Origin of the sequence: Streptomyces sp. NPDC002790 (genome assembly GCF_040295505.1) — a bacterium.
Taxonomy (GTDB): domain Bacteria; phylum Actinomycetota; class Actinomycetes; order Streptomycetales; family Streptomycetaceae; genus Streptomyces.
Window position 1 is genome coordinate 28,158 of record NZ_JBEOVM010000057.1, and the last position, 14,325, is coordinate 42,482.

Consider the following 14,325-nt stretch of genomic DNA (forward strand, 5'->3'; position numbering starts at 1 on the left):
TGTGAGGCCGTCCGCGGTGACGACTCGGGGCTCCGCCCCGGACCCCGCTGCTCAATCGCCGCAGGGGCTTGATGGGGGGGCTTGTCAGTGGTGCGTGGGATGCTTGGCGCGATGGCCAGGAAGACTGCAAATGACGAACCGCTCGCTCCTCTCACCGTCGCGGTGGGGCAGGAGGAGCTGCTGCTCGACCGCGCGGTGCAGCAGATCGTGGCGGCCGCGCGCGCCATGGACGCGGACACCGACGTCCGGGACCTGACCTCTGATCAGTTGCAGCCGGGGACGCTGGACGAGCTGACCAGTCCCTCGCTGTTCGCCGAGCGCAAGGTCGTCGTCGTACGCAATGCGCAGGACCTGTCCGCGGACACGGTCAAGGACGTGAAGGCGTACATCGGCTCGCCCGCCGAGGAGATCACGCTGGTGCTGCTGCACGCCGGTGGCGCCAAGGGCAAGGGCCTGCTCGACGCGGCGCGCAAGGCCGGGGCCAGGGAGGTCGCCTGCCCCAAGATGACGAAGGCGGCGGATCGGCTGGCGTTCGTGCGTGCCGAGTTCCGGGCGATCGGGCGGTCTGCCACTGGTGAGGCGTCGCAGACGCTCGTCGATGCCATCGGGAGTGATCTGCGGGAGCTGGCGTCCGCGGTGTCGCAGCTCGCCGCCGACGTCGAGGGGACCATCGACGAGGCCGTTGTCGGGCGGTATTACACGGGGCGGGCCGAGGCGTCCAGCTTCACCGTCGCCGACCGGGCCGTGGAGGGGCGGGTGGCCGAGGCGCTGGAGGCGCTGCGGTGGTCGTTGTCGACCGGGGTGGCGCCGGTGCTGATCACCAGTGCGTTGGCTCAGGGGGTGCGGGCGATCGGGAAGCTGTCGTCCGCGCGTGGGGGGCGGCCGGCGGATCTTGCGCGGGAGTTGGGGATGCCGCCGTGGAAGATTGATCGGGTGCGGCAGCAGATGCGGGGGTGGACGCCGGATGGGGTTGCGGTGGCGCTTCGGGCGGTGGCGGAGGCGGATGCGGGGGTGAAGGGGGCGGGGGACGACCCGGAGTACGCGCTGGAGAAGGCTGTGGTGACCGTGGCGCGGGCTGCCCGGGCGCGGGGGCGTTAGGGAATCGCCCCCGCCGCCCCTTCCCGTCCCTGGGGGCTGCGCCCCCAGACCCCCTTGTCCTCAAACGCCGGACGGGCTGGAGATGGCCGGACGGGCTGGAGAAGAGGAAGAGACTCCAGGGAACGCCGAAGGCCCCGCCCTGAAAAGGGTGGGGCCTCGGGTCAAGCTGTGTGAGCCCGCACCCGCGTGGCGAACGCAGTCGCGTGCGGGCTCTTGGGTGTCGGTCGGGGGCGGAGAGAGAGGGCCCGCCCGGGTCCCACCGACGGTCGATCAGGTCAGGTCAGGTCAGGTTCAGGCCTGGATGGACGCGACCTTCGAAGCAAGCGCCGACTTCTTGTTGGCGGCCTGGTTCTTGTGGATAACGCCCTTGGAGACGGCCTTGTCGAGCTGACGCGCGGCAGCGCGCTGAGCCTCGACGGCCTTCTGGACGTCACCGGCGGCAACGGCCTCGCGGGCCTTGCGGATCGAGGTCTTGAGGGAGGACTTGACCGTCTTGTTGCGCAGTCGCGCCTTCTCGTTGGTCTTGATCCGCTTGATCTGGGACTTGATGTTCGCCACGAAATGAGCCTTTTCAGGTTCAGGCACGGGGCCGGTCAGGGACCCGTACCGGTGATTGTCACTGAGTGTGTGCCTCGGCTTAGAGGGCATGAGACACAGCTGCCCACGGTATCAGCCGTCATCCGGGCGGCCCAAACCGGGCGCAGCCCCCCGCTCATGGGACCATGGAGGCTACGTATTGATCCCAACCGAGGCCGACCCGAGGCAGAAGGCCTCAAGAGACAGGACCCTGCGTGCCCGCGATCCCTAAAAATGTGCCCGAGCCGAGCCGCACCGACCCGGCTCTGATTCGCAACTTCTGCATCATCGCGCACATCGACCACGGCAAGTCGACGCTCGCCGACCGGATGCTCCAGCTGACCGGGGTGGTCGAGCAGCGGCAGATGCGTGCTCAGTATCTCGACCGGATGGACATCGAGCGAGAGCGCGGCATCACGATCAAGTCCCAGGCGGTGCGGCTGCCCTGGGCCCCGACGGAGGGGCCCGACAAGGGCAGTACCCACGTCCTCAACATGATCGACACGCCGGGTCACGTGGACTTCACGTACGAGGTGTCCCGCTCGCTCGCCGCGTGCGAGGGGACGGTCCTGCTTGTCGACGCCGCCCAGGGCATCGAGGCGCAGACCCTCGCCAACCTGTACCTGGCGATGGAGAACGACCTCAAGATCGTTCCGGTGCTCAACAAGATCGACCTTCCGGCCGCCCAGCCGGAGAAGTTCTCGGAGGAGCTCGCCAACCTCATCGGCTGCGACCCCGACGATGTGCTCAAGGTCTCCGCGAAGACCGGCGTGGGCGTCGAGGCGCTGCTCGACAAGGTCGTCGCCGAGATCCCCCCGCCGGTCGGCGTCGCCGACGCCCCCGCCCGCGCGATGATCTTCGACTCGGTCTACGACTCCTACCGGGGCGTCGTGACGTACGTACGAGTCGTCGACGGTCAGCTCAACAAGCGTGAGCGGATCCGGATGATGTCCACCGGGGCCACGCACGAGCTGCTCGAGATCGGTGTGTCGTCCCCCGAGATGACCCCGGCCGACGGCATCGGCGTCGGCGAGGTCGGCTACATCATCACCGGCGTGAAGGACGTCCGGCAGTCCAAGGTCGGTGACACGATCACCTCCCTGCACAAGGGCGCCACCGAGGCCCTCGGCGGTTACAAGGACCCGAAGCCGATGGTCTTCTCGGGTCTCTATCCGCTGGACGGCTCGGAGTACCCGGACCTGCGCGAGGCCCTCGACAAGCTGCAGCTGAACGACGCCGCTCTGGTCTACGAGCCGGAGACCTCCGCCGCGCTCGGCTTCGGCTTCCGCGTCGGCTTCCTGGGGCTGCTGCACCTCGACGTGATCCGGGAGCGGCTCGAGCGCGAGTTCGGGCTCGACCTCATCGCCACCGCCCCCAACGTGGTCTACCGCGTGGACATGGAGGACGGCACCGAGCACACGGTCACCAACCCGAGCGAGTTCCCCGAGGGCAAGATCGACAAGGTCTTCGAGCCCGTCGTGCGCGCCACGCTCCTCGCGCCCAGCGAGTTCATCGGCGCGATCATGGAGCTCTGCCAGACCCGTCGCGGCACCCTGCTCGGCATGGACTACCTCTCCGAGGACCGGGTGGAGATCCGCTACACCCTCCCCCTCGCCGAGATCGTCTTCGATTTCTTCGACCAGTTGAAGTCCAAGACCCGCGGTTACGCGTCCCTGGACTACGAGCCCACCGGCGAACAGGCCTCCGACCTGGTGAAGGTCGACATCCTGCTGCACGGCGACCGCGTCGACGCGTTCTCCGCCGTCACCCACAAGGACGCCGCGTACGCGTACGGCGTGCGTCTGGTGGCCAAGCTGCGGGAGCTCATCCCGCGGCAGGCCTTCGAGATCCCGGTCCAGGCCGCCATCGGCTCCCGTGTCATCTCCCGCGAGACCATCCGCGCCATCCGCAAGGACGTCCTCGCCAAGTGCTACGGCGGTGACATCTCCCGTAAGCGCAAGCTCCTCGAGAAGCAGAAGGAGGGCAAGAAGCGCATGAAGATGGTCGGCTCCGTCGAGGTGCCGCAGGAAGCCTTCATCGCTGTGCTCTCCAGTGACGACAGTGGCGGCGCCAAGAGCAAGAAGTAACCCGCCGCGCCGGTCCCCGCGCATGAGGATCGTACGAAGCAAGAGGCGTCTGTCCGTTTCTCAGGGCAGGCGCCCGCTGCTTTTGTGAGGGCCGTGTGTGGGGTGGGGGAGATGGGGGAGAGTCCGATGAAGTCGGAGGCCGGAGCCCCTTACGCGCCAGGACGGTGACCCTTACCCTGATCACTGCCCAATGGTTACTCACCAGTTAAACAAGCCGCTGAACCAGCCGCACTGCCGCGGGCCCCGGAGGACGTCGTGAGCGACACACAGACCTTGATCGAGAACCGTCCGCCCTCCGTGGCGAACCTCTTCCTGGAGCGCGTGGCGGCGACGCCGGACGCGGAGGCCTACCGCTATCCGGTGCCCTCGGCCTCCGGCACGGGCCCCGACGACTGGAAGTCGCTGAGCTGGGCGCAGGCCGCGCAGCGCGTGTACGCCATCGCCGCGGGCCTCGTCGAGCTGGGAGTGGGCCCGCAGGAGCGGGTGGCGCTCGCCTCCTCGACCCGTGTCGAGTGGGTGCTCGCCGACCTCGGCATCATGTGCGCGGGCGCGGCGACCACCACCGTGTACCCGCAGACCAACGAGGAGGAGTCGGCGTTCATCCTGTCCGACTCCGAGTCCAAGGTCATCGTCGCCGAGGACGCCGCGCAGCTCGCCAAGGCGCGGGCGCGCAGGGCCGAGCTGCCCGAGCTGCGGCACGTCGTGGTGATCGACGCGACGGGTGTCGAGCCCGACGCCGCAGACCCCGACGGCTGGGTGCTCACCCTGGAGGACCTGGAGGCGCGCGGCGCCGCGTACCTGGAGAAGAACCCGGACGCCGTGACGGAGCGGGTCGGGGCGATCGAGAAGGACCAGCTCGCCACGCTCATCTACACCTCCGGCACCACCGGCCGGCCCAAGGGCGTCCGGCTACCGCACGACAACTGGTCGTACATGGCGAAGGCCATCGCGGCGACCGGGCTCGTGAGCGGCGACGACGTGCAGTACCTGTGGCTGCCGCTCGCGCACGTCTTCGGCAAGGTGCTGACCAGTGGCCAGATCGAGGTCGGGCACGTCACCGCGGTCGACGGCCGCGTGGACAAGATCATCGAGAATCTGCCGATCGTGCAGCCGACGTACATGGCCGCCGTACCGCGCATCTTCGAGAAGGTCTACAACGGCGTCGCCGCGAAGGCGCGGGCCGGTGGCTCCGCCAAGTACAAGATCTTCCAGTGGGCGGCCGGGGTCGCACGCGAGTACGCGAAGGTCAGCCAGGACAACTTCCGCCGCACCGGCGTCGCGTCCGTGCCGTTCAAGCTCGCCTCGAAGCACAAGGCGGCGGACCGCCTGGTCTACGGCAAGCTGCGGGAGGCCTTCGGCGGGCAGTTGCGGGCGTGTGTGTCCGGCTCTGCCGCGCTCGCTCCCGAGATCGGCTACTTCTTCGCCGGCGCGGGCGTGCACATCCTGGAGGGCTACGGCCTGACCGAGTCCAGCGCCGCCTCGTTCGTGAACCCCGGTGAGGCCTACCGCACCGGCACCGTCGGCAAGCCGCTGCCCGGCACCGAGGTGCGGATCGCGGACGACGGCGAGATCCTGCTGCGCGGCCCCGGCATCATGGAGGGCTACCACGGGCTGCCCGACAAGACCGCCGAGGTCCTGGAGTCGGACGGCTGGTTCCACACCGGCGACATCGGCGAGCTGTCCAACGACGGCTACCTGCGGATCACCGACCGCAAGAAGGACCTCATCAAGACGTCGGGCGGCAAGTACATCGCGCCCGCCGAGGTCGAGGGCCAGTTCAAGGCCGTGTGCCCGTACGTCTCCAACATCCTGGTGCACGGCGCCGACCGGAACTTTTGCACGGCGCTCATCTCGCTCGACGAGCCGTCGATCCTGGAGTGGGCCAAGGAGAACGGCCTCAGCGGCTCCTCGTACGAGGAGGTCGTCGCGGCGCCGCAGACGGTGCAGCTCGTCGAGGGCTACGTGAAGGAGCTCAACGAGGGCCTGCAGCGCTGGCAGACCATCAAGAAGTTCAAGCTCCTGCCGCGCGACCTCGACATCGAGCACGGCGAGCTGACGCCCAGCCTGAAGCTGAAGCGCCCGGTCGTGGAGCGGGAGTACAAGGCGCTGCTCGACGAGATGTACGCCGGGAGCATCGAGGGCTGACGGCCCGAGGAAGGAGGCGCCGCGGTCGAAGTGCGCTAGGGCCTGTCCGGCGGATCATGGCGCTTGCGTGTGGCCTCGATCGATCGGTGCAGGCAAGCGGGCTCTGGTGCGTCGAGCTGCAAGGCGGAGGATTGAGGCATCGCGGAGCGATGGTGATTGACGACAACGCCGCAGATGGGCGTGCCAGAGCCCGCGACTGCGCCATGATCCGCCGGACAGGCCCTAACCCCGGCGCACCATCCGCAGCGTCTCCTTCATCTCCCCGATGTCGTGGCGCAGTTCGCGCACGTCGGGGTTCGCGTCCTCGGCCAGGAGGCGCTCCATCGTCGTCATGCGGGCCGCGAGGTCGTCCAACTGCTGGTGCTCGCGCGCCAGGAGGCGCTGCAGCTGGCGGTTCTTGCGGTGCAGGTCGAGGAAGACCGTCACCTTCGCGCGCAGCACCCATGGGTCGAAGGGCTTGGTCAGGTAGTCGGCGGCGCCGGTCGCGTAGCCGCGGAAGGCGTAGCCGGTGTCGGCCTCCGTGCCCGTCAGGAAGATGATCGGGACGTCCTTCGTCTGGTCGAGACGCTTGATGTTCGTCGCCGTCTCGAAGCCGTCCATGCCGGGCATCCGGATGTCCAGGAGGACGACGGCGAACTGCCTGCGCAGCAGCGCCTTCATCGCCTCCTCTCCCGAACGGGCCCTGACCAACGGCTCGTTGAGGGGGCCCAGTACGGCTTCGAGTGCGGTCAGGTTGTCCTCCATGTCGTCGACAAGGAGGATGCTGGCCCGATCCGCTGAAGTGGACTCTGCAGTGGTCATGTTGACGGTGCCTCACTCAGTGGTCGCCGGTGTACCGGAGACCTCGGTTGCGGACGGGTCCGCCTCCTCGGGGGCCAGCAGCTCGCACACAACGTTCAGCAACTGGTCGACGTCCACCGGTTTCGGTACGTAATCGTTCGCGCCCTTGGCGATCGACTTCTCGCGGTCGCCGGGCATGGCCTTGGCGGTGAGCGCCACGATGGGCAGTCCGGCCCATCGTGGCGTACCGCGGATGACGGAGATCGTCTCGTAGCCGTCCATCTCGGGCATCATGATGTCCATCAGGACGAGTTCGACATCGGGGTGGCTCTCCAGGGTCTCGATGCCCTCGCGGCCGTTCTCCGCGTACAGGACGGGCATGCCGACGCGGCCCAGTACGTGGGTGAGCGCGAAGACGTTGCGGATGTCGTCGTCGACGATCAGGACGCGGCGGCCCGGCAGGACCAGGCCCGGCCTGCCCGTCTTCCACTGCTCCAGCTTCGTCGGCGCCGGCCAGTTGTCCTCCTGTTCCGGCTGCTGCGACGCGTACATGTCCGTCGGGGAGCCCTGCTCGGGTACGAGGGCCGACTGCGGCAGGGTGGACGGCTCCTGCCCGGGAGGCGGCTCGTGCCCGGGGCAGCGCACGGGGACGTACAGCGTGAAGGTGGAGCCCTCGCCGGGCTCGCTCTCCGCGACGATGTGGCCGCCGAGCAGCGCGGAGATCTCCCGGCTGATGGACAGGCCGAGGCCCGTGCCGCCGTATTTGCGGTTCGTCGTGCCGTCGGCCTGCTGGAACGCCTCGAAGACGACGGCGAGTTTGTCGCGCGGGATGCCGATCCCGGTGTCGGTGACGGCGAAGGCGAGCAGATCGTCGCCCTCGGCCGACTGGGCCCCTTCGGGGGCCTTGACCAGGCGGACCCGCAGTTCGACCCGGCCCTGTGCGGTGAACTTGATCGCGTTCGACAGGAGGTTGCGCAGGATCTGCTGGAGGCGCTGCTCGTCGGAGAACATCTCGCGCGGCACGTCCTCGCCGACCGACACCTCGAAGGCGAGGCCGCGGTCGAGGGTGATGGGCCGGAACGTCGCGTGGACGTAGTCGAGGACCTTGATGAGGGGGAGCTTCTTGGGGCGTACGTCCATCCGGCCGGCCTCGATCTTCGACAGGTCGAGGATGTCGTTGATGAGCTGGAGCAGGTCGGAGCCCGAGCGGTGGATCGTCGTCGCGAACTGGACCTCCTGGCCGTTGAGATGCCCGTCCGGGTTGTCGGAGAGCAGCCGGGCCAGGATGAGCAGGGAGTTGAGCGGGGTGCGCAGCTCGTGCGACATGTTCGCCAGGAACTCCGACTTGTACTGCGAGGAGGTCGCCAACAGGGCGGCTTTCTCCTCCAGTTGAGCGTTCGAGCGCTGCAACTCCGCCTGCTGGCGCTGGAGTTCGTTCGAGCGCTCCTGGAGCTGGATGGCGAGGCGCTGGGACTCGCCGAGCAGGGACTCCGTACGGGAGTTGGCGATGATGGTGTTGATGGCGACGCCGATGGTGTTCACGAACTGGTCGAAGAACGCCAGGTGGACGTCGGAGAAGCGGGAGAAGGAGGCCAGCTCGATCAGGCCGAGGAGCTTGTCCTCGAAGAGGATCGGGATGATCACGACCGAGGCGGGCGCCGCCTCGCCGAGCCCGCTGTTGATGTTGATGTAGTCCGGCGGCACCTCCTCCACCAGGATCCGCTTCTTCTCCAGGGCCGCCTGCCGTACGAGGCCGTGGACCGGCATCCCGCCCGTGTCGATGACAGATGCGGAGCCCGAGCCGTACCCGGCGATGTACGCAAGCCCCTTGGTGGGTACGGCCGTTGGCTGCCGCGTGCCGTCGTCGTCCTCCTCCGCGAGGAAGAAGGCGCCGTACTGGGCGTTCACCAGCGGTGTCAGCTCGCGCAGGATCAGGTCGGCGACCTCCATCAGGTCGCGGTGGCCCTGCATCAGGGCGGCGAGGCGGGCCAGGTTGGACTCCAGCCAGTCCTTCGCGCGGGTCGTCTCGCGGAGGTTGGCCACCATCAGGTTGATGTTGTCCTTCAGCTCGGCGACCTCGCCCTGCGCGTCGACCGTGATCGAGCGGGACATGTCCCCCGAGGTGACCGCGGAGGCGACCTCGGCGATGGCGCGGACCTGCGTGGTCAGGTTCAGCGCCAGCTCGTTCACGTTCGTCGTCAGGCGCTTCCACGTGCCGTACACGCCCTCGACCCGCGCCTGGCCGCCCAACTGGCCCTGGGAGCCCACCTCGCGGGCCACGCGGGTCACCTCGGAGGAGAACGAGGAGAGCGTGTCGACCATCGTGTTGATGGTCGTCTTCAGTTCGAGGATCTCGCCGCGCGCGTCCACATCGATCTTCTTGGAGAGGTCGCCCTGGGCGACGGCGGTGGCGACCTGCGCGATGTTCCGCACTTGTGAAGTCAGGTTGTCCGCCATGTAGTTGACGTTGTCGGTCAGGTCCTTCCAGACGCCCGACACGCCGTGGACGGTTGCACGCCCGCCGAGCCGGCCGTCGGTGCCGACCTCGCGGGCCACGCGGGTCACCTCGTCGGCGAAGCCGCGCAACTGCTCCACCATCGTGTTGACGGTGTCCTTCAGTTCGAGGATCTCGCCGCGCGCGTCCACCGAGATCTTCTTGCCGAGGTCGCCCTGGGCCACGGCGGTCGTGACCTGGGCGATGTTGCGGACCTGGGAGGTCAGGTTCGACGCCATGAAGTTGACGTTGTCGGTGAGGTCCTTCCAGACCCCGGACACGCCCCGCACCTGGGCCTGGCCGCCGAGGTTGCCCTCGGTTCCGACCTCGCGGGCGACGCGGGTGACCTCGTCGGCGAAGGCGGAGAGCTGGTCGACCATGGTGTTGATCGTCGACTTGAGTTCGAGGATCTCGCCCTTCGCCTCGACGGTGATCTTCTTGCCGAGGTCGCCCTGCGCCACCGCGGTCGACACGAGCGCGATGTTGCGCACCTGCGACGTCAGGTTGTCGGCCATGAAGTTGACGTTGTCGGTGAGGTCCTTCCAGACCCCGGATACGCCGCGGACCTGGGCGCGGCCGCCGAGTTGGCCCTCTGTACCCACCTCGCGGGCCACCCGTGTCACCTCGTCGGCGAACGCGGAGAGTTGGTCGACCATGGTGTTGATCGTCGACTTGAGTTCGAGGATCTCGCCCTGGGCGTCGACCGTGATCTTCTGGCTCAGGTCGCCGTCGGCCACGGCGGTCGTGACCTGGGCGATGTTGCGGACCTGGGAGGTCAGGTTCGACGCCATGAAGTTGACGTTGTCGGTGAGGTCCTTCCAGACGCCCGATACGCCGCGGACCTGGGCGCGGCCGCCGAGTTGGCCCTCGGTGCCGACCTCGCGGGCCACTCGTGTCACTTCGTCGGCGAAGGCGGAGAGCTGGTCGACCATCGTGTTCACGGTCAGCTTCAGTTCGAGCAGCTCGCCCGTCGCCTCGATCGTCACCGTGCGCGTCAGGTCGCCCCGCGCCACCGCCGTCGTCACGAGCGCGATGTCCCGCACCTGCGCCGTGAGCCGCGACGCCATGGTGTTGACCGCCTCGGTCACATCGCGCCAACTCCCGGACAGGCCCGTCACCTTGGCGCGCCCGCCGAGCCGGCCCTCGGTGCCGACCTCGCGGGCCACCCGCGTCACCTCGCCGGTGAACAGGGAGAGCTGGTCCACCATCTTGTTGACCGAACGCCCCAACCGCCGCAGATCGCCCCGGAGTTGGCGACTGCCGTCGTGCAGGTCCACGCGCTGCGTCAGGTCACCGCCCGCCACCGCTTCCAGCACCCGCGTGGCGTTCGCGGTCGGCGCGACGAGCGCGTCGACGATGGTGTTGACGTCGCCCACCCGGGTCACCCAGGTACCCTGCCCCGGGCTCGCCTCCAGGCGCTCGTCGAGTCGGCCGTGCCGGGTGATCTCCCGCCGCACCCGCGCGAGTTCGGCGTTGAAGTGCACGCTGCGGTCCGCGAGCTGGTTGAATGTCGCGCCGAGCTCACCGACGATCCCGTCCGCGGCGATCGGCACATGCGTGAACGTGCCGTCCCGGGCGGCCGTCAGCGCCGCCAGCAGAGGCCGGAGATCGCTCGCACGGATGGCTTCGTCACCGTAGCCCTTCTGAGGTGCACGCATACCACTGTTCTCACTCATAGCGGCCTACTTAGGTAACTCCGCGCTTATGGGCGTGGTCAGTCTGTCACTCTGTCGGTGTCGCCTGAGGCGTCTTTGCCACAACTACTCAGGAGCCGAAACGTGGGTTCCATTCCGATCCAGCGGGAGAGCGCTCTTGGCGCCCCGGACGCGCCCGAGCAGCCGACCGGGGAGCCGATCGTCGCGCGCACGTCGCTGCCCGGAAACCCGCTCGCGCCCGCTGCCGCCCGCCGGTTCCTGCGTGCCGCCTTCGCCGACTGGACCGAACTGCCCGAGCTCTCGGTGGCTCTCACCCTCGACGGACGCCTCATGGACGACGCGACCGTCGTACTCAGCGAACTCGTCACCAACGCCGTCGTGCACGCCGGCACCGGAGTCGACCTCCTGTGCCGCCTGGAGGACGCCGCCCCGGACGGCAGCGTCACCGCCGGACTCGTCGTCGAGGTCACCGACCGACACCCGGCCCGCGCCGTCCGCAACGACCGCGGCTTCCGCTCACCGGAGACCCCAGAGTACGGCCGCGGCCTCCAACTCGTCGCCTCCCTCGCCGAGTTGTGGGGCATCACCTACGGGCACGGCACCAAGACCGTCTGGGCGCGCGTCCCCGCCGACGCCCCGCCGGCCGCCGCGGAGATTCCCGACACCCCGGCCCGCATGCGCAGCCTGCAGAGGGGCCTGCGCGCCGCGGAGATCCTGGCGCCCGCGTCCCGGCGCGCCCCCCAGGACCAGGACTGGATCAACCGCGGCGCGCTCTCCTTCCTCGCCGAGGCCTCCGACCTGCTCGCCGGCCAGCTCGACGAGGACATGGTCGCCGCGCTCGTCGGCCAGCTCCTCGTCCCACGGCTCGCCGACTGGTGCGCCATCTGGTTCTACGAGGAGGAGGGGCGCGGCCTGCCGGGCGTTGTCGAACACGACGAGCTGGGCGCGGGACCGGTGCAGCTGCCCCGGCTCGCCCGCGTCTGGCACACCCACGAACGCCGCACCGAAGAGCTCCGCGGACTCCTGGAGAAGGAACCCCCGCGGCTGCCCGACCGCCTCTCCGGCGCCGTCCCCGTGCCCTGGCCCTTCGACGGGCAGGGCGGCCCGGTCACCCAGGACACCGGCGCGGCGGTCGCCTACCGGCTCTCCGCGGGCGGCCGCGCGCTCGGCATCCTGCTGATCGGACGGGCCGGACTGCACCGATTCCCCGACGAGGTCACCGGGCTCGTCGAGGACTTCAGCCGGCGCGTCGCCCTCGCCGTCAGCGCGGCCCGCCGCTTCACCCGGCAGGCCACCATCAGCCGCATCCTGCAGCGCGGCCTGCTGCCCACGTCCATCGCCGAGATCCCCGGCGTGAAGAGCGCCCTCGTGTACGAGCCGAAGGAGGCAGGCGGCCCCGGCGGCGACTTCTACGACGTGTTCCCGGCCGGCGCCGGACGCTGGTGCTTCGCGCTCGGCGACGTCCAGGGAAAGGGCCCCGAGGCCGCCGTCGTCATCGGGCTCGTACGCCCCTGGCTGCGGCTCCTGGCCCGCGAGGAGTACCAGGTCTCGCAGGTCCTCGACCGGCTCAACCGGCTGCTGCTCGACGACGCGACCGAGGCCTCCGACGCCGCGGCCCGCGCGCTCGCCGCGGCCGACGGCCGCGGCGTGCCACCGGAGGGCTCCACCGCCCGCTTCCTGTCGCTCCTCTACGGCGAGCTGACCCCCACCGAGGACGGCGTGCTCTGCACCCTCGCCTCCGCCGGGCATCCGCTGCCGCTGCTCATGCGGCCCGGCGGCGAGGTCGTCGCCGCGGCCACGCCGCAGATGCTGCTCGGCGTCGTCGACGACCCGGACTACACGAGCGAAACGTTCGTGATGGGCACGGGGGACACGCTCCTGGGCGTCACCGACGGGGTGACGGAGCGGCGCCGCGGGGCCCTCCAGTTCGACGACGGCGACGGGCTCGCGCAGGCGCTCGCCGGGTGCGCGGGCCTGACGGCGCCGCTGCTCGCGGAGCGGATCCGGCGGCTCGTGCACGCCTTCGGCGACAGCCCGCCGGACGACGACCTGGCGCTGCTGGTGCTCCAGGCGCAGTGAGGCGGGAGGAGCGGGAGCACGGGTCGGTGCGGGTGCGCTCAGGAAGTTCCCGCGAGGCGGGACAATGGGGGCATGCCTTCCGCACTTCCCGATGGTGAGCCCGTGCCCGACGACGGTTCGCTGCCCGCGTCCGCCCTCGCCGGGGCCGGGTCCCGACCCCTCGGCTTCTACCTGCACGTCCCGTACTGCGCCACGCGCTGCGGCTACTGCGACTTCAACACGTACACGGCCACTGAGTTGCGCGGCACGGGCGGCGTACTCGCGTCCCGTGACAACTACGCGCAGACGCTCGCCGACGAGGTGCGCCTCGCGCGCAAGGTCCTCGGAGACGACCCGCGTCCGGTCCGCACCGTCTTCGTCGGAGGCGGCACGCCCACGCTGCTGCCCGCCGCCGACCTCGTACGGATGCTGGCCGTGGTCCGCGACGAGTTCGGGCTCGCGGACGACGCGGAGATCACGACCGAGGCGAACCCGGAGTCTGTGGACCCGGCGTACCTGGCGGAGCTGCGGGCCGGCGGCTTCAACCGGATCTCGTTCGGTATGCAGAGCGCCCGGCAGCACGTCCTGAAGGTCCTCGACCGTACGCATACGCCGGGGCGGCCCGAGGCATGTGTGGCGGAGGCGCGGGCGGCGGGCTTCGACCACGTCAACCTCGACCTCATCTACGGCACGCCGGGCGAGACGGACGACGACTGGCGGGCCACGCTGGACGCGGCGCTCGGGGCCGGGCCCGACCACGTCAGCGCGTACGCCCTGATCGTCGAGGAGGGCACGCAGCTCGCGCGGCGGATCCGGCGCGGCGAGGTGCCGATGACCGACGACGACGTGCACGCGGACCGCTACCTGATCGCCGACGAAGTCCTCGGCGCGGCCGGGTTCGACTGGTACGAGGTGTCGAACTGGGCGACGTCAGAGGCCGGGCGCTGCCTCCACAACGAGCTGTACTGGCGCGGGGCCGACTGGTGGGGGGCCGGGCCCGGCGCGCACTCGCACGTGGGCGGGGTGCGGTGGTGGAACGTCAAGCACCCGGGGGCGTATGCGGCGACGCTGGCGGAGGGGCGGTCGCCCGGGGCGGGGCGTGAGGTGTTGGCGGAGGAGGACCGCCGCGTCGAGCGGATCCTTCTCGAGCTACGGCTCCGTGACGGTTGCCCGTTGGAGCTGCTTCGGGCGGATGGGCTCGCGGCCGCGCGAGGCGCTCTGCGGGACGGGTTGCTGGAGCGGGAGCCGTTCGACCGGGGGCGTGCGGTGCTGACGCTGCGCGGGCGGTTGCTGGCGGACGCGGTGGTCCGCGACCTGGTCGACTGAGCCCACGCCACGGGGCGCCGCCCCGGACCCCGCTGCTCAATCGCCGCAGGGGCTTGAAAGATCGCCTCAATCGCCGGCGGGGCTTGAATCATCAAGTCCCGCCGGC

At 69.7% G+C, this 14,325-nt stretch carries 8 protein-coding genes; 5 read left to right on the forward strand and 3 right to left on the reverse strand.

Annotation, left to right across the window (positions count from 1 at the left end; translation table 11 throughout):
- Nucleotides 1-111 precede the first annotated feature (111 nt).
- Nucleotides 112-1,098, forward strand: a complete 987-nt coding sequence (gene holA / locus ABT004_RS23300; RefSeq protein WP_351340086.1) for a DNA polymerase III subunit delta — start codon at nucleotides 112-114, stop codon at nucleotides 1,096-1,098.
- Between the two features lie 291 nt (nucleotides 1,099-1,389).
- Here the strand turns inward: holA and rpsT are convergent, their stop codons facing one another.
- Nucleotides 1,390-1,656: a 30S ribosomal protein S20 gene (gene rpsT, locus ABT004_RS23305; RefSeq protein ID WP_351340089.1), complete on the reverse strand. Its 267-nt coding sequence runs from the start codon at nucleotides 1,654-1,656 to the stop codon at nucleotides 1,390-1,392.
- A 233-nt stretch (nucleotides 1,657-1,889) separates the two neighbouring features.
- Here rpsT and lepA point away from each other — a divergent pair, with 233 nt between their 5' ends.
- Together lepA and ABT004_RS23315 are read left to right on the forward strand one after the other, a co-directional pair.
- Complete coding sequence (lepA, locus tag ABT004_RS23310) at nucleotides 1,890-3,761, forward strand: translation elongation factor 4 (RefSeq protein ID WP_351340091.1); 1,872 nt, start codon at nucleotides 1,890-1,892, stop codon at nucleotides 3,759-3,761.
- 255 nt (nucleotides 3,762-4,016) lie between these two features.
- Entirely contained in the window at nucleotides 4,017-5,906 is a 1,890-nt protein-coding gene (locus ABT004_RS23315; RefSeq protein WP_351340094.1) for an AMP-dependent synthetase/ligase, read from the forward strand.
- Nucleotides 5,907-6,128: 222 nt separating this feature from the next.
- On the opposite strand, the gene ABT004_RS23320 is transcribed toward ABT004_RS23315, so the two are convergent.
- Together ABT004_RS23320 and ABT004_RS23325 are read right to left on the reverse strand one after the other, a co-directional pair.
- Nucleotides 6,129-6,707 (reverse strand): response regulator, encoded by a 579-nt coding sequence (locus ABT004_RS23320; RefSeq protein ID WP_351340097.1) that lies wholly within the window; start codon nucleotides 6,705-6,707, stop codon nucleotides 6,129-6,131.
- Nucleotides 6,708-6,719: 12 nt separating this feature from the next.
- Complete coding sequence (locus ABT004_RS23325) at nucleotides 6,720-10,856, reverse strand: HAMP domain-containing protein (RefSeq protein ID WP_351340099.1); 4,137 nt, start codon at nucleotides 10,854-10,856, stop codon at nucleotides 6,720-6,722.
- Nucleotides 10,857-10,958: 102 nt separating this feature from the next.
- On the opposite strand from ABT004_RS23325, the gene ABT004_RS23330 reads away from it, so the two are divergent.
- Together ABT004_RS23330 and hemW are read left to right on the forward strand one after the other, a co-directional pair.
- A complete protein-coding gene (locus ABT004_RS23330) occupies nucleotides 10,959-12,914 on the forward strand; it encodes a SpoIIE family protein phosphatase (protein WP_351340102.1) in 1,956 nt (651 codons plus the stop codon).
- 72 nt (nucleotides 12,915-12,986) lie between these two features.
- Entirely contained in the window at nucleotides 12,987-14,219 is a 1,233-nt protein-coding gene (gene hemW / locus ABT004_RS23335; RefSeq protein WP_351340105.1) for a radical SAM family heme chaperone HemW, read from the forward strand.
- Nucleotides 14,220-14,325: the final 106 nt, after the last annotated feature.